This window comes from Gillisella taibaishanensis (assembly GCF_001938985.1).
Lineage (GTDB): Bacteria > Pseudomonadota > Alphaproteobacteria > Rhizobiales > Rhizobiaceae > Allorhizobium > Allorhizobium taibaishanense.
This window is the reverse complement of the sequence record NZ_MKIN01000020.1, coordinates 127,666-141,127: the sequence shown is the minus strand read 5'-3', so window position 1 is coordinate 141,127 and position 13,462 is coordinate 127,666. Positions and strand designations below refer to the sequence as shown.

The following is a 13,462-nucleotide window of genomic DNA, read 5'->3' as shown; positions in this document are numbered from 1 at the left end:
GGAGCGTAATCGCGTGAGTGCATCCACCACCCCGCCTATCATTGAGCGCATCTCCATTGCCGTCATTGTCGCGCTTATCTATGCACTTTTGCTGTATGGTCTGATTTGGACAGATAAAAATTCCGGCCTGCCCTTTGTTGGCGGGCTTGTGCTTATGCCGATGGCGATCTCTAGCCTTGCCACAAGCATTGCTGATCCGCGCGGCAAAAGCACGGCTTGGCGGCAGATTAAACTGGGTTGGATGGTCATCGGTATCGGCCTCGCTTTGACCGTGCTCTTTTTCAACGAGAGCATAATCTGCGTGGTGATGGGGCTTCCGATCTTCGCCTTGGCATCCTGCCTCGGCTCTCTCCTGACATTGACACTGATCCGCAAATTCCGGTCTCCTGGTCGTGCCACCTTTCTTATCGTCCTGCCCCTCGTTGGGCTGCCGATTGAGCCTCACCTGATCTATGCCGACCATCTTTCTGATATAACGACGGTCATCGAGATTGCGGCACCGGCCGAGACTGTCTGGCGAAACACGGTGGAAATTCGCAACATCGATCCAAGCGAGCTGAAGTTTACGTTCAGCCACGGCGTCTTGGGCATGCCGCAGCCGCAGGACGCTCTGCTGACTGACGAGGGAACCAGTGCTGTCCGTCACCTCAAATGGACGAAGAATATCCGGTTTGAAGAGGTCATAACCGGCTGGGAAACCAATCGCTTCCTTTCATGGAATTTCCGTTTTTCACCCGACTCCATTCCTTCGGCTATTGAAGGCCATATCGACGTCAACAGCACGTATCTCACGCTCACCAATGGCGACTACCGTCTGGAGCCTTTGGCCAATGGCAATACGCGGTTGACGCTGACAAGCCGCTATCGGATCAGAACGCCTATCAATGCCTACTGCGATTTGTGGGGCAGGATCTTTTTCAAAGACTTCCATAGCGTCGTATTGAACGTGATTAAAGATAGATCAGAAGCCGCGCAGCGGGCCTCTGCTAATGGGTAACGATGTCCAAAAAAGAAAAAACAACAAAAGCAGCGGATTCAGAGTGTTTCCAGGAAAAGTGGGAGCCGGTTTTCCGTCCGGAAACACGTAAAAACAAGGATCTAGAGCGTCTTCGCGTTCGATGCCCTGGCGTCTACAGTGATTTCATCGCCGGACGGATTGGTTCGTTGCGGGCGGCGCTCGAGCTTGTCGAGCTGCGGCCAGAGCGAACTCGTGTGCAAAAGCTGAAAAACTCCTGGAAAAAAGCCTCCCCCAAGGAACGGCAGGAGTTTGCCACATGGCTAACGTTGGCGGGAGACATCGCTCTGCCCACGCAGGACTCGCATTCAGCGTTTTCGAATGCTCCAATTGCCAATGGCCGCTATCTGTTGCCACAGACAATATCACGCATGGAAGCCATCATGACAGCGCAGGGCATGACACCAGCGGATGTCATGCAGGATATGGGCTTCGGGGCCAATGATCGCACCTTGCTGCGCGCCATGGCCCGCAAGACCTGTTTACGCCTCAAAGTCATTGAAGCGCTGGCACGCTGGCTCCGATCGCATGAGGCGGACGCGCTTACACTTTAACTGCGTGCTCGACTCGATCTTCCGAACCGAAAAACTTCAGATAGCGCTGCACCTCCGCCGGCTCACCGGTCGCCTTCAGGGGATTATCCGAGAGCTTCACGGCGGGATGGCCATTGGCCTCCGTGATCTTGCAGACGATCGAGATCGGCTTCAGGCCGGCGATGTCATGCGGCGCGCAGCCGATGAAATCATTGGTGAGATTGGTGCCCCAACCGAAGCTCATCCGCACACGGCCTTCGAAATGACGGTACGTGTCGATGATCGCGTCGACATCCAATCCGTCGGAAAAGATCAGCAGTTTCTGGCTTGGGTCGCGGCCCATCTTTTCCCACCAGGCGATGATCTTTTCGCCGCCTTCGATGGGCGGGGCGCTGTCGGGACGGAAACCGGTCCAATCCGCTACCCAGGAAGGCGCATTGCGCAGGAAGGCCGTTGTGCCAAAGGCGTCCGGCAGCACAATCAGCAGGTTGCCGTTATAGAGCGTGTTCCAGTCCTGCAGCACCTTGTAGGGCGCATTGGCGAGATCGGAATCGGTCTTTGCCAAAGCCGCCGCCACCATCGGCAATTCGTGGGCATTGGTGCCGACGGCCTCAAGATCGGAATCCATCGCCAGCAAGACGTTGCTAGTGCCGGTAAAGGCTTCTCCTATTCCTTCCTTGAGCGCTTCAACGCACCACCTCTGCCAGAGAAAGCTGTGGCGGCGACGCGTGCCGAAATCGGAAATGCGCAGACCCGGCAATTGCTTTAGCCGCTCGACCTTTTCCCACATCTTGGCCTTTGCACGCGCATAGACCACGTCCAGCGAGAAATAGCCGAGGGATTTCAGGGCAGCGCGGGAGCGCAGCTCATTGATGATCGCGAGCGCCGGGATTTCCCAAAGCGTCGTTTCCGTCCAGCGGCCACGGAAGGTCAGCTCATATTGGCCATCACGCTTGGATAGCTCATAAGCCGGTAGGCGGATGGTGGAAAGCCAGGCCAGGAACTCCGGCTCGAAAATCTGGGTACGGCCATAGAATGTGTTACCGGCCAGCCAGATCAATTCTTTCTTGCTGATACCGAGCGTTCGCACGTGATCGAGTTGGGCGCGCAGTTCCGCCTCATCGATTTCTTCGGCGAGCCTCACCTTTGTCGTCCGATTTATCAGCGTGAAGGTGACATCGACATCCGGATAGAGTTTCCAGATCATCTGCAACATCAGCAGCTTGTAGAAATCGGTATCGAGCAGGCTGCGCACGATGGGGTCGAGCTTCCAGGCATGGTTATAGACCCGCCTTGCAATATCCGTCTTGGCCATTCGTCCTCGCCGCCCGTCATCGGCCGTGGTGCGGCCGCTTCAATGCCATCACACTACGACGTGCAATGATTCAGGCCCTCTTATCGAAAAAACTGCAGCCAAAGTCTAGGGGCGGGGCAAACTCCAGGCAATTAGCTGCATGCAAAGGTGCCCTACCTCATTGATTTCCCAAATCTTCGAGAAACCAGGATCGCTATTTTCCTTGTCATGCCCGCTCAGGGCGTTGTTGTCGGCTGACTATTCTGCGGTTGCTGGGGGGCGGTGGTCGGACGCGTGGTTTCCGTTGCCGGATCCTTTGACGGCGCGATTTTCTGGCCCCACCATTCAGCCGGAATCCATGCGACCAGCGCAAGAACAAGACCGGCCAGCAACACGATCAGCACCGGCTTGCCGCGAAAACCCTGGCGGGCCTCTGTTGGCTCGAGTGGGCGCTCGGCCGCCGTGTTGCGCTCATCATTCCCATTGAAATTACCTGGCCCGGCCATCGGATAACCCTCCCCTACAACAGGCGCAGGATGCGCCTCCTGGTTTGCCAACGAACCGGCAGCAGGAAAAGTTCCCGATTGGCGCGAAGCAGCAGCGGGCGCCTGATCGGTGTGTCAGTGAGCGCTGATCAATAACCCGACCGGCGGTCCACGACATGTTGCAGCGGCTCGCCGGCTTCGAACCGGGCGATCTGCTTCTCGACATGGGCAAATAGCGCCCGCACATCAGAGGCGGCCGCTGAATGCGGGGTGATCACGACGTTTTCCATAGTCCATAGCGGGCTATCGGTGCCAAGCGGCTCCTTCTCGAAAACATCGAGCGATGCGCCGCCGAGTACACCCTTCTGCAGGGCGGTGATGACATCGGCTTCCACCTGGCTCCCACCACGGCCCGCGTTGAGAAAGACCGGCTTGCCCAGTGCCCCGCCTTGGCGCAGCCGTGAAAACAGGCTGCTATCGAACAGTCCCCGCGTTTCCGGGGTCAATGGCAACAGGCCGACGAGAATATCGGTCTGGGCAAGGAACTGGTCGATGTGGTCTTCGTCAAAGGTCTCGACGCCGTCGACCTGCTTGCTGCGGCGCGACCAGCCGATGACGTTAAAGCCCATGATTTTGAGCTTGCGCACCGCATCCTGACCGAGAACGCCAAGCCCCATCACGCCGACGGTGACATCTCGCGCCTCAGGCTGCAGGGCAAGTTCGTGCCATTGTTTGTCCCGCTGCTGCTGCTGGTAGGTCGTCATGTGGCGCAGGTGATAAAGACACTGCAGCACTACCCATTCGCTCATCCGGTCGGTCAGACTGCGGTCGACGAAACGGACGATAGGAAGATCCGGTAAATCAGGCAGCGTCAGAACGTGATCGACACCGGCACCGCCGGAAAACAGTACGGACAGGCCGCTTGCACGGGTAAACAGCGTCGGCTCCGGCTTCCACAGCACCGCATAAGCAGCTGTCGAGAGATCACGGTCGGCATTGGCGGGATCACCGAGGTCGATCACCTCCCGATCCTGGAAAGCGCCTGACAGCGCTGTCTCCATGGCGGCGCGCGAAAACTTGAGGTCGATCACCACGGCAGGCTTGGCAGACATTGGAAATCCTTGAGGCGGTTATGGATGCAGAACGAGAGTGGGCAGTTCAAGAAAAACCGATGCGCTTTCCCTTGATTGCCTATTGGCTGACGCCGCCGATGTTCATCGCCTTGATGTCGAAAGCAGCGGCAAGAAGAGCCTTGGTATAATCCTGTTTCGGCGCGGCGAAAACCTCTTGCGCCGGTCCCTGCTCCACAACTTTTCCGGAGCGCATGACGATGATGTCATTGGCGAGCGCCCGTACCACTTTCAAATCATGGCTGATGAACAGGTAAGCAAGATCGTGGCGGCTTTGCAGATCGCGCAGCAGATCAACCACCTGGGCCTGCACGGTCATATCGAGAGCCGAGGTCGGCTCGTCCAGCATGACGAAACGCGGTTTCAGCACCATGGCGCGGGCGATGGCGATGCGCTGGCGTTGGCCACCGGAAAATTCATGCGGATAGCGCCAGCGGGTCGCGGCATCGAGCCCAACCTCGTCCAGTGCCCAGCAGACCCGGCTGTCGCGCTCTTCAGCCGACAATGCACGCTCATGCACTTTCAGGCCTTCGGCAATGATATCGCCCACGGACATGCGCGGGCTGAGCGCGCCGAACGGGTCCTGAAAGACGACCTGCAGCCTGTCGCGCAGCGGCCGCATCTGCTTGAATGAATAGCCGTCTATATTCTGGCCGATAAAGCCTATCCGCCCTTTTGAAGAGATAAGCCGGGCCAGCGCCAGGCCAAGCGTGGTCTTGCCCGAGCCGGATTCGCCGACAACACCCAGCGTTTGCCCGGCCCGCAGGGTGAGGTCCACCCCATCGACGGCCTTCACCTGATCGACCACCCGGCGCAGGAAGCCGGCCTTGATCGGAAACCAAACGCGGATGTCCTGGCCTTCCATGACCACGGGCTTGGCGGTATCGGTGGCCGGCGGCACGCCGCGCGGCTCAGATGCCAGCAATTTCTTCGTATAAGCATGCTGCGGATCGGCAAAGATGGTCTCGACCGGGCCGGCTTCAACGATCTTGCCGCCGGTCATCACGCAGACCCTGTCAGCAAATTTGCGCACGATGCCGAGGTCATGAGTAATGAACAGCATGGACATGCCATGCTCGCGCTTCAGCCCGGCCAGCAGCGCCAGAATCTGGGCCTGGACCGTGACGTCGAGGGCCGTGGTCGGCTCATCGGCGATCAGCAGCTTCGGCCGGTTGGCAAGCGCCATGGCGATCATCACGCGCTGGCGCTGGCCGCCTGAGAGTTCATGCGGAAACGCCGACAGACGCTTTTCCGGATCGCGGATGCCGACCTGGCGCAGCAGGTCCAGGATGTGTGTCTTAGCAGCATCGCCTGACGTCGATTGGTGCAATTCCAGGATCTCGCCGATCTGCCGCTCGATGGTGTGCAGCGGATTGAGCGAGGTCATCGGCTCCTGGAAAATCATGGTGATGTCGTTGCCGCGCACGGCGCGCAAAGCCGGCTCCGACAGGCGCAGCAGGTCCTTGCCGTCGAAGAGGATCTCGCCCGACGGATGCGACGCGGCGGGATAAGGCAGAAGCCTCAGGATCGAAGCGGCCGACACGGATTTTCCCGAGCCGGATTCGCCGACCAAGGCCAGGATCTCGCCCGGCGCGATGTCGAAGCTGACGTGATCGACGGCGAGGCTCTGGCGATCTCCCTGATTGAAGGCTACCGACAGATCGCGGACGGATAAAAGCGGCGCGGTCATTTGAAGGTCTTCCTGGGATCGAAGGCATCGCGCACGGCTTCGCCAATGAAAATCAGCAGCGACAGCATGATGGCCATGGTGAAGAAGGCCGTCAGCCCCAGCCAGGGCGCCTGCAGATTGCGCTTGCCCTGGGCGATCAGCTCGCCGAGCGACGGCGAGCCGGGCGGCATGCCAAGACCGAGAAAGTCGAGCGAGGTCAGGGTGGTGATCGAGCCGGACAGAATGAAGGGCAGGAAAGTCAGGGTCGCCACCATGGCATTGGGCAGGAGATGGCGGCGCATGATCGTCCAGTTGCCGACGCCCAGCGCCCGGGCGGCATTGACATATTCGAAATTGCGGGCCCGCAGGAATTCCGCCCGGACGATGCCGACGAAATGCACCCAGGTAAACAGCATCATGATGCCGAGCAGCACGAAGAAGCCGGGCGGCAGAAGGGATGCAATGATCAGCAGGATGTAGAGGAGCGGAATCGATGACCAGATCTCGATGAAGCGCTGCATCAACAGGTCGGTTCTGCCGCCGAAATAGCCCTGGATCGCACCGGCGGTAACGCCGATGACGGCGGAAACCAGCGTCAGCGCCAGGCCGAACAGCACGGAAATCCTGAAACCGTAGATCATCCGGGCGGCAACGTCGCGCGCCTGGTCGTCGGTGCCGAGCCAGTTCATGTTGCCGATAATGCAGTTCGGATCGTCGGCGCCCTTGGGATAGGCCTTGCACCGCTGCTGCTTATCCATCAGCCAGAAGGGCGGAGTCGGGGCCGATTGCGGGATGTCCGAATTGACGGTGCTGTAGGAATAGCGGATCGGCGGCCAGATCATCCAGCCATGAGCATTGATCTCGTCGGAGACGAAGTTTGAGCGATAATCGGTGACGGCGAGAAAGCCACCGAATTTCTCCTCTGGGTAGTTCACCACGACCGGAAACAGGATCTCGCCTTTGTAGGAGGCAATGATTGGTCGGTCATTGGCGATCAGCTCGGCAAACAGGCTGAGGACGAACAGGACCATGAAGATCCAGAAGGACCAGTAACCACGGCGATTGGCCTTGAAATTCTCCAGCCGGCGCCAGTTGATCGGTGTGAGAAACGGCTTTTTCGGCGGCTTGGCCAAGTGTTCGGGAACGGCTGCCATCAGACATCCCTCCGGTCGAAGTCGATTCGCGGGTCGATCCAGGTGTAGATCAGGTCGGACACCAGGCTGACGACGAGACCCAGCAACGAAAAGATATAGAGCGTGGCAAACACAATCGGGTAATCGCGATTGATGATCGAGAGATAGCCGAGCCGGCCGAGACCATCGAGAGAGAAGATATTCTCGATCATCAACGAGCCCGTGAAGAAGGCCGAGACGAAAGCGCCGGGAATACCGGCAATGACGATCAGCATGGCATTGCGAAACACATGGCCGTAAAGCACCCGGTGCTCGCTCAGACCCTTGGCCCGCGCCGTCACCACATATTGCTTCTTGATCTCGTCGATGAAGGAATTCTTGGTGAGCAGCGTCGTCGTGGCAAAGGCAGACAGGAGCAGCGCCGTCAGCGGCAGGGTCAGGTGCCAGAAATAATCAAGGATCTTCTGCCACCAGACAAGCTGGGTAAAATTATCCGATGTCAGGCCACGCAAAGGGAACCAGTTGTAAAAAGAGCCACCAGCAAACAGCACGATCAGGAGGATACCGAACAGGAAGCCCGGCACGGCGTAGCCGACGACGATGATGCCTGAGGTCCAGACGTCGAAAGTCGAGCCATCCTTGACCGCCTTGCGGATGCCGAGCGGGATGGAAATCGCATAGGACAGCAAGAGGACCCAGACGCCAAGCGAGATCGATACGGGCATTTTCTCCAGGATCAGATCAATCACCGACGTGTTGCGGAAGAAACTCTCGCCAAAATCGAAGCGAATGTAATTCCACATCATCTCGACAAAGCGGGTGAGCGGCGGCTTGTCGAAGCCAAACTGTTTTTCCAGCTTCTTGATCAGTTCAGGATCAAGCCCCTGGGCACCGCGGTAGCTGGAGCCGGCATCGGCACCGCCCTGAGCCACAAGATCACCGCCGCCCGACAGGCGCTGATCGGCGCTGTCGCCCTGGCCGCTCAGTTGCGCCACGACCTGCTCGACCGGACCGCCCGGAGCAAACTGGATGACCAGGAAGGATATGCCCATGATGCCGACAATGGTCGGGATCATCAGCAGCAGGCGGCGCAGGATATAGGCGCCCATTAGCGGACCGTCCCCGTTTTTACCGTGCCATCTCGCTTTGCCAATCCATCCGTCCTTTGTGGTTTCAGTTTTCTATCGGGTGCTGATTCGCGGTGCCTATTGGTAGCTGCTGAAATGCGGCCTGCAAAGCAGGCGGTGCATGACGGTCTATTCGGGAAGGCGTGATACGATCATTTTGCCCACCAGATATCGGGGAAGCCGAGCGAAAAGGTGGGCAGTTCGGCCGGATGCGCTAGCTTCGACCAATAGGCAATACGCGCGGTATTTCCATAGTACATGGGAATGACATAGTGATGCGCCAGCAAGACCCGGTCGAGCGCCCGAGTGGCGGCGACAAGTTCGTCCCGGCTCTTCGCAAAGACCACCTGATTGATCAATTTATCGATCGCCGGATCGGCAATGCCCGCATAGTTGCGCGATCCCTGTCGGTTGGCGGAGGCCGATCCCCAATAATTCCGTTGCTCGTTGCCGGGGTTTCTCGTCTGGCCCCAGACCGTCCAAGTCATGTCATAGTCGAAATTGCGCAGCCGGTTGATATATTGTGACGAGTCTACCGTGCGGATGTTAGCCTCAATACCAATCTTGCGCAGCATGTTGGCATAGGGAACCGCCACCACTTCCAAGATCGGACTGCTGAGCAGAATTTCGAATTTCAACGGCTCACCGGTCGCGACTTTGACCATTTTGTTTCCGCGAATTTCATATCCTGCCTGCGTCAGAAGGCTTATCGCCTTGCGAAGATTATCGCGTTGCTTTTCCGGCGTTCCCCCAACAGGATTTGTGTAAGGCTCGGTGAAAATCTCCGACGGCACCTCATCCTTCAGTGCCTTTAAAATCTCGAGCTCCCGGCCTTGCGGCAGGCCGGACGAGGCCAGTTCCGTGCCCCAGAAGAAGCTGTCGACGCGCTTGTAGCTATTGAAAAACACCGTCCTGTTCAGTTCTTCGAAATCGAAAACATAAGCCAATGCCTCCCGGACCCGCTGATCCCGGAAGATATCCCGGCGAAGGTTGGGAACCATGGCTTGCATAATCCCCGTCGCACGGTACGGATTAGGCAGCTCTTCCCGCAGCACCCGCCCTTCCTTGACAGCAGGGAAGTCAAATGCTGTCGCCCAATGCGCGGCCTTGGTTTCAAGCCAATAATCGACGTTGCCGGCTCGGAAGGCCTCAAACTCGACATTCTGATCACTGAAAAACGTGAAGGTGACGGATTTGAAGTTGTTGTCACCGATATTGACCGGCAGATCCTTGCCCCAGTAATCGTCGCGACGCTCATAGCGCACCGAGCCTCCCGGCGTGAACGCAGCAATTCGATAGGGTCCAGATCCAAGGATCGGCTCGAGCGTGGTCTTAGCAATATCTCGCGGCTTGCCGTCCGGCCCCTGCCCTTCCCACCAATGTTTCGGCACAATGTCCAGCTCACCGACAATGCTAGGGAGCTCCTTATTACCCTTCTCATCGAAGGTGAAAGTCACCTCGCGCTCGCCGGTCTTTTCCACCTTTAAGACGTGGGAGTAGTAGGAACTATAGAGAGGGTTGAGCTCCTTGAATTTGTCGAAGCTGAAAACGACATCTTCCGGCGTGACTGGCTGGCCATCCGCCCATTTCGCTTCGGGTCTTAACCGAAATTTGACGAAGGAAAAATCGTCAGGATAGGCGAGCGCTTCGGCCAGTAGCCCGTAACTCGTGCCGTCCTCGTCAAGCGACGGCTTCAACAGCGTCTCGGTCACCATCGACAGACGCGGGATGAGACCGGCGGCTATTTGCCCCTTATCGAGAACCGGGTTGAATGTATCAAAGGTGCCATCGGCCGACAACTTCAACTCGCCCGCCTTGGGCGCGTCGGGATTGACGTAATTGAAGCGCTTGAAGCCTTGAGGATATTTCGGCGGATCAATGACGCCAATGGCGTGGCGCCATTGCAGTTCCTGCGCAGCGGCCGGGCCAGCGAAGGCGGTCATGGCGAGAAAGGACAGACATAGCAGCACAATCCGCATGCCAGCGTGGATCACAGCCATAGATACCCCCGAACGTCTACTGACAGGCCGTAAAGCCTGCATTCACTGCATGATACCGCCGGGCGTATCCCGTCTGTGGGGAGAATCAACCGGCGCGCTTTGCCGACAGGTTACGGCAAAACCGGGCGAAAGACAGGCGTCCTCTGCGCGAAATTGAGATCGCCGGGAAGGCCTTGCCTGGACGATCTTTATCAATGGGCCGTTTGGCCTATCCAAGGGCAGTTACGTTTTGCGCTACATGCTTTAGATTGCAGGCAGGTACGATCTAAGTGATTCTCCGGGACGAGGTGACATTTGACGAGACGACAGGGGCTTTTTCGCATGCTGGCCGGCGGGCTGGTTCTCGTGGCGATGGGACAGCAGGCTGCGATGGCCGAACCGGACCAGCCGGCGAAAGTCGCGTTCTCCCAGCCGACGCTTCCAAACAGCGGTCCAGCCATGCCCTACGGTTCCTATGCTCGCGGCTGCATGAGCGGCGCCGTTGCCTTGCCGACCGATGGGCCGACCTGGCAGGCCATGCGGCTGTCGCGCAACCGTCGCTGGGGAAATCCGGCCATGATCAAGACCATCGAGCAACTGTCGCGGGATGCCACGGCAATCGGTTGGCCGGGGCTGCTGGTCGGCGACATCGCCCAGCCACGCGGCGGGCCAATGGCCAATGGCCATGCCTCGCATCAGGTCGGGCTCGATGCCGATATCTGGCTGACGCCGATGCCGAGCAAGCGGCTGACGGCGCAGCAGCGTGAAGACCTGCCCTTCACCTCGATGATCCTTAAGGACAAGTTCCTGACGATCAATCCGCAGACCTGGACCCCAACCCATGCCAAGCTGCTGATGCTGGCGGCGCGCTATCCGCAGGTCGAGCGGATTTTCGTTAATCCGACGATCAAGAAGAAGCTCTGCGAGAGCTGGACGGGCGACCGTACAGATATGGGCAAGATCCGGCCGATCTACGGTCACGACGCGCATTTCCATATCCGGCTATCCTGCCCGCCGGGTGCCGCAGGCTGCAAGCCGCAGGCGAAGGTGCCGGCCGGCGATGGGTGCGATAAGTCGCTCGCTTGGTGGTTCACCAAAGAGCCCTGGGAGCAGAAGAAAAGAGATCCCAACGCCAAGCCACCGCCGCCGCCGCGGCCGGTCATGGTCTCGGATTTGCCGAAAGCCTGTGCCGCCATTCTGGAGGCACCCGCCGTCGCCAGCGAGAAGCAGGCCACCTATGGCGGAGCGAAGGCCTTTACAAATGCCGGTGGCGCTGCAGTTCGGTCCTCGGCAGCAGGCGATGATGGCCCGCAGCCAAGCGAAGACGTGCCGGCCGCCGCCCCACCGCCTTGAAGCGTTGCACATTTCAAGTATTCGGTTTGACGCATGTCGTTCCCGCAAAACTGCCGCGCACTTTTGCGCGACATGCTTGCGATCGGGACAGTTCACCGCGACCGCTTTTCAAGCGCCCTGCCCTTAGTGTAAGACGCTTTTCAAATCGATTAAATCGCTCGGGGGAGGACCCATGGCTGAGCGCCAGAAGATTGCTTTGATCGCCCATGACAAGATGAAGGACGAGATGGCGGCTTTTGCCCGTCGCCACCAGACCTATCTTGCGGGGTGGCAGATCGTCGCCACAGGCACGACCGGCGGTCGGGTGCAGGAGGCCTGTCCGACACTTGACGTTATCAGGATGAAGAGCGGCCCCTTGGGCGGCGACCAGCAGATCGGCGCGATGATTGCGCAGGAAGAGGTTGCCATGCTGATCTTCTTCGTCGATCCCCTCACCCCGATGCCGCACGATGTCGACGTCAAGGCGCTGATGCGGCTCGCCATACTCTATGATACGCCGATGGCGCTGAACCGGGCGACGGCCGACCGGCTTTTGCCTGTCATTGCCGAATGATATGACGTCGTTCTTCAAGACGCCGTAAGACCAAAAAGGGATGTTCCGATGCCAAAATCTCCTGAAAACGATCACATGCCCTTTCCGGTCCTTGTCGGCGACATCGGCGGCACCAATGCCCGCTTCTGGATCCTGACCGACGCCCATGGCGCGCCGAAGGAATTTCCGACAATCCAGACTGCAGATTTCCCAACCATCGACCAGGCCATTCAGGACCGTATCCTGGATAAGTCAGGCGTGCAGCCGCGCTCAGCCATCCTGGCCGTGGCCGGTCCGATCAAGGACGACGAAATTCCGCTGACCAATTGTCCCTGGGTCATCCGCCCGAAGGCGATGATCTCAGAACTCGGTTTCGACGACGTACTCGTCGTCAACGATTTCGAGGCGCAGGCACTGGCCGCCGCATCGCTTGGGCGTGACGATCGCCAGCCGATTGGCGCGCTTAGTGAAAACTCGCTCGGATCGCGGGTCATTCTCGGCCCAGGCACCGGCCTTGGCGTCGGCGGCCTGCTGTATACGCAGCATACATGGTTTCCGGTCCCCGGCGAAGGCGGACACGTGGATCTTGGGCCGCGTAGCGAGCGTGACTGGCAGATTTTCCCGCATGTCGAACAGATCGACGGACGGATTTCCGGCGAACAAATCCTGTGCGGACGCGGTATCGTCCATCTCTACAAGGCAATCTGCGCCGCCGATGGCATTGAGGCCGTCTGGACCGACCCTGCCGAAGTGACGCAGCATGCGCTCGCCGGCAGCGATCCGGTCTGCGTCGAGACCATGACGCTGTTCGTCACTTATCTTGGCCGTCTGGCCGGCGATATGGCTCTGGTGTTCATGGCCCGGGGCGGCGTCTTCCTGTCGGGCGGCATTTCGCAAAGGATCATCCCTCTGTTGCACAAGCCGGAGTTCCGGGCCGCGTTCGAGGACAAGGCACCGCATTCGGCGATGATGAAGACTATTCCTACCTTCGTCGTCACTCATCCGCAGGCTGCTCTCTCAGGGCTCTCGGCCTATGCCCGCACGCCTTCGAGTTATGGCGTAAAGCATGAAGGTCGGCGCTGGCAGCGCTGACCCCACTTCGGAAGGTCTATGGTCAAAAGCAACCGGACTGGGTATAGACCGGGCTGACGACGGCCATGATGGCCGCTAGAGTACTGTTGCCGCTGACGCATTTCCAGGAAAAGTGGAACC

At 58.8% G+C, this 13,462-nt stretch carries 12 protein-coding genes; 5 read left to right on the top strand and 7 right to left on the bottom strand.

Annotated elements, in window-relative coordinates:
- Nucleotides 1-13 precede the first annotated feature (13 nt).
- Nucleotides 14-997, top strand: coding sequence for an SRPBCC family protein (locus tag BJF91_RS05855; RefSeq protein WP_075613555.1), 984 nt, complete (start codon nt 14-16; stop codon nt 995-997).
- Between the two features lie 2 nt (nt 998-999).
- Nucleotides 1,000-1,569, top strand: a complete 570-nt coding sequence (locus BJF91_RS05850; protein WP_210289086.1) for a hypothetical protein — start codon at nt 1,000-1,002, stop codon at nt 1,567-1,569.
- On the opposite strand, the gene pncB is transcribed toward BJF91_RS05850, so the two are convergent.
- The 7 genes from pncB to BJF91_RS05815 all read right to left on the bottom strand — a co-directional run bounded on the left by pncB (nt 1,559) and on the right by BJF91_RS05815 (nt 10,386).
- Nucleotides 1,559-2,863 carry a nicotinate phosphoribosyltransferase gene (pncB, locus tag BJF91_RS05845; RefSeq protein WP_075613554.1) on the bottom strand — a complete coding sequence of 435 codons (1,305 nt, stop codon included), beginning with the start codon at nt 2,861-2,863 and terminating at the stop codon, nt 1,559-1,561. The genes BJF91_RS05850 and pncB overlap by 11 nt on opposite strands.
- A gap of 215 nt (nt 2,864-3,078) precedes the next feature.
- Nucleotides 3,079-3,348, bottom strand: a complete 270-nt coding sequence (locus BJF91_RS05840) for a hypothetical protein (RefSeq protein ID WP_075613553.1) — start codon at nt 3,346-3,348, stop codon at nt 3,079-3,081.
- 128 nt (nt 3,349-3,476) lie between these two features.
- The gene (locus BJF91_RS05835) at nt 3,477-4,439 is read right to left on the bottom strand and encodes a 2-hydroxyacid dehydrogenase (RefSeq protein ID WP_075613552.1); all 963 of its coding nucleotides are present in this window, start codon (nt 4,437-4,439) and stop codon (nt 3,477-3,479) included.
- Between the two features lie 79 nt (nt 4,440-4,518).
- The gene (locus BJF91_RS05830) at nt 4,519-6,147 is read right to left on the bottom strand and encodes an ABC transporter ATP-binding protein (RefSeq protein ID WP_075613551.1); all 1,629 of its coding nucleotides are present in this window, start codon (nt 6,145-6,147) and stop codon (nt 4,519-4,521) included.
- Complete coding sequence (locus tag BJF91_RS05825; RefSeq protein WP_075613550.1) at nt 6,144-7,280, bottom strand: ABC transporter permease; 1,137 nt, start codon at nt 7,278-7,280, stop codon at nt 6,144-6,146. Before BJF91_RS05825 ends, BJF91_RS05830 begins: the two co-directional genes overlap by 4 nt.
- Complete coding sequence (locus BJF91_RS05820; RefSeq protein ID WP_075613549.1) at nt 7,280-8,368, bottom strand: microcin C ABC transporter permease YejB; 1,089 nt, start codon at nt 8,366-8,368, stop codon at nt 7,280-7,282. The genes BJF91_RS05825 and BJF91_RS05820 overlap by 1 nt, the downstream gene beginning before the upstream one ends.
- 170 nt (nt 8,369-8,538) lie before the next feature.
- Complete coding sequence (locus BJF91_RS05815; protein ID WP_075613548.1) at nt 8,539-10,386, bottom strand: extracellular solute-binding protein; 1,848 nt, start codon at nt 10,384-10,386, stop codon at nt 8,539-8,541.
- 321 nt (nt 10,387-10,707) lie between these two features.
- Between BJF91_RS05815 and mepA the strand changes: the two genes are divergently transcribed.
- From mepA to BJF91_RS05800, 3 genes are all read left to right on the top strand, one after another.
- Nucleotides 10,708-11,718 (top strand): penicillin-insensitive murein endopeptidase, encoded by a 1,011-nt coding sequence (mepA, locus tag BJF91_RS05810; protein ID WP_075613547.1) that lies wholly within the window; start codon nt 10,708-10,710, stop codon nt 11,716-11,718.
- Nucleotides 11,719-11,890: 172 nt separating this feature from the next.
- Nucleotides 11,891-12,271 carry a methylglyoxal synthase gene (locus BJF91_RS05805; RefSeq protein ID WP_075613546.1) on the top strand — a complete coding sequence of 127 codons (381 nt, stop codon included), beginning with the start codon at nt 11,891-11,893 and terminating at the stop codon, nt 12,269-12,271.
- A 48-nt stretch (nt 12,272-12,319) separates the two neighbouring features.
- Nucleotides 12,320-13,342 (top strand): glucokinase, encoded by a 1,023-nt coding sequence (locus BJF91_RS05800; RefSeq protein WP_075613545.1) that lies wholly within the window; start codon nt 12,320-12,322, stop codon nt 13,340-13,342.
- Nucleotides 13,343-13,462: the final 120 nt, after the last annotated feature.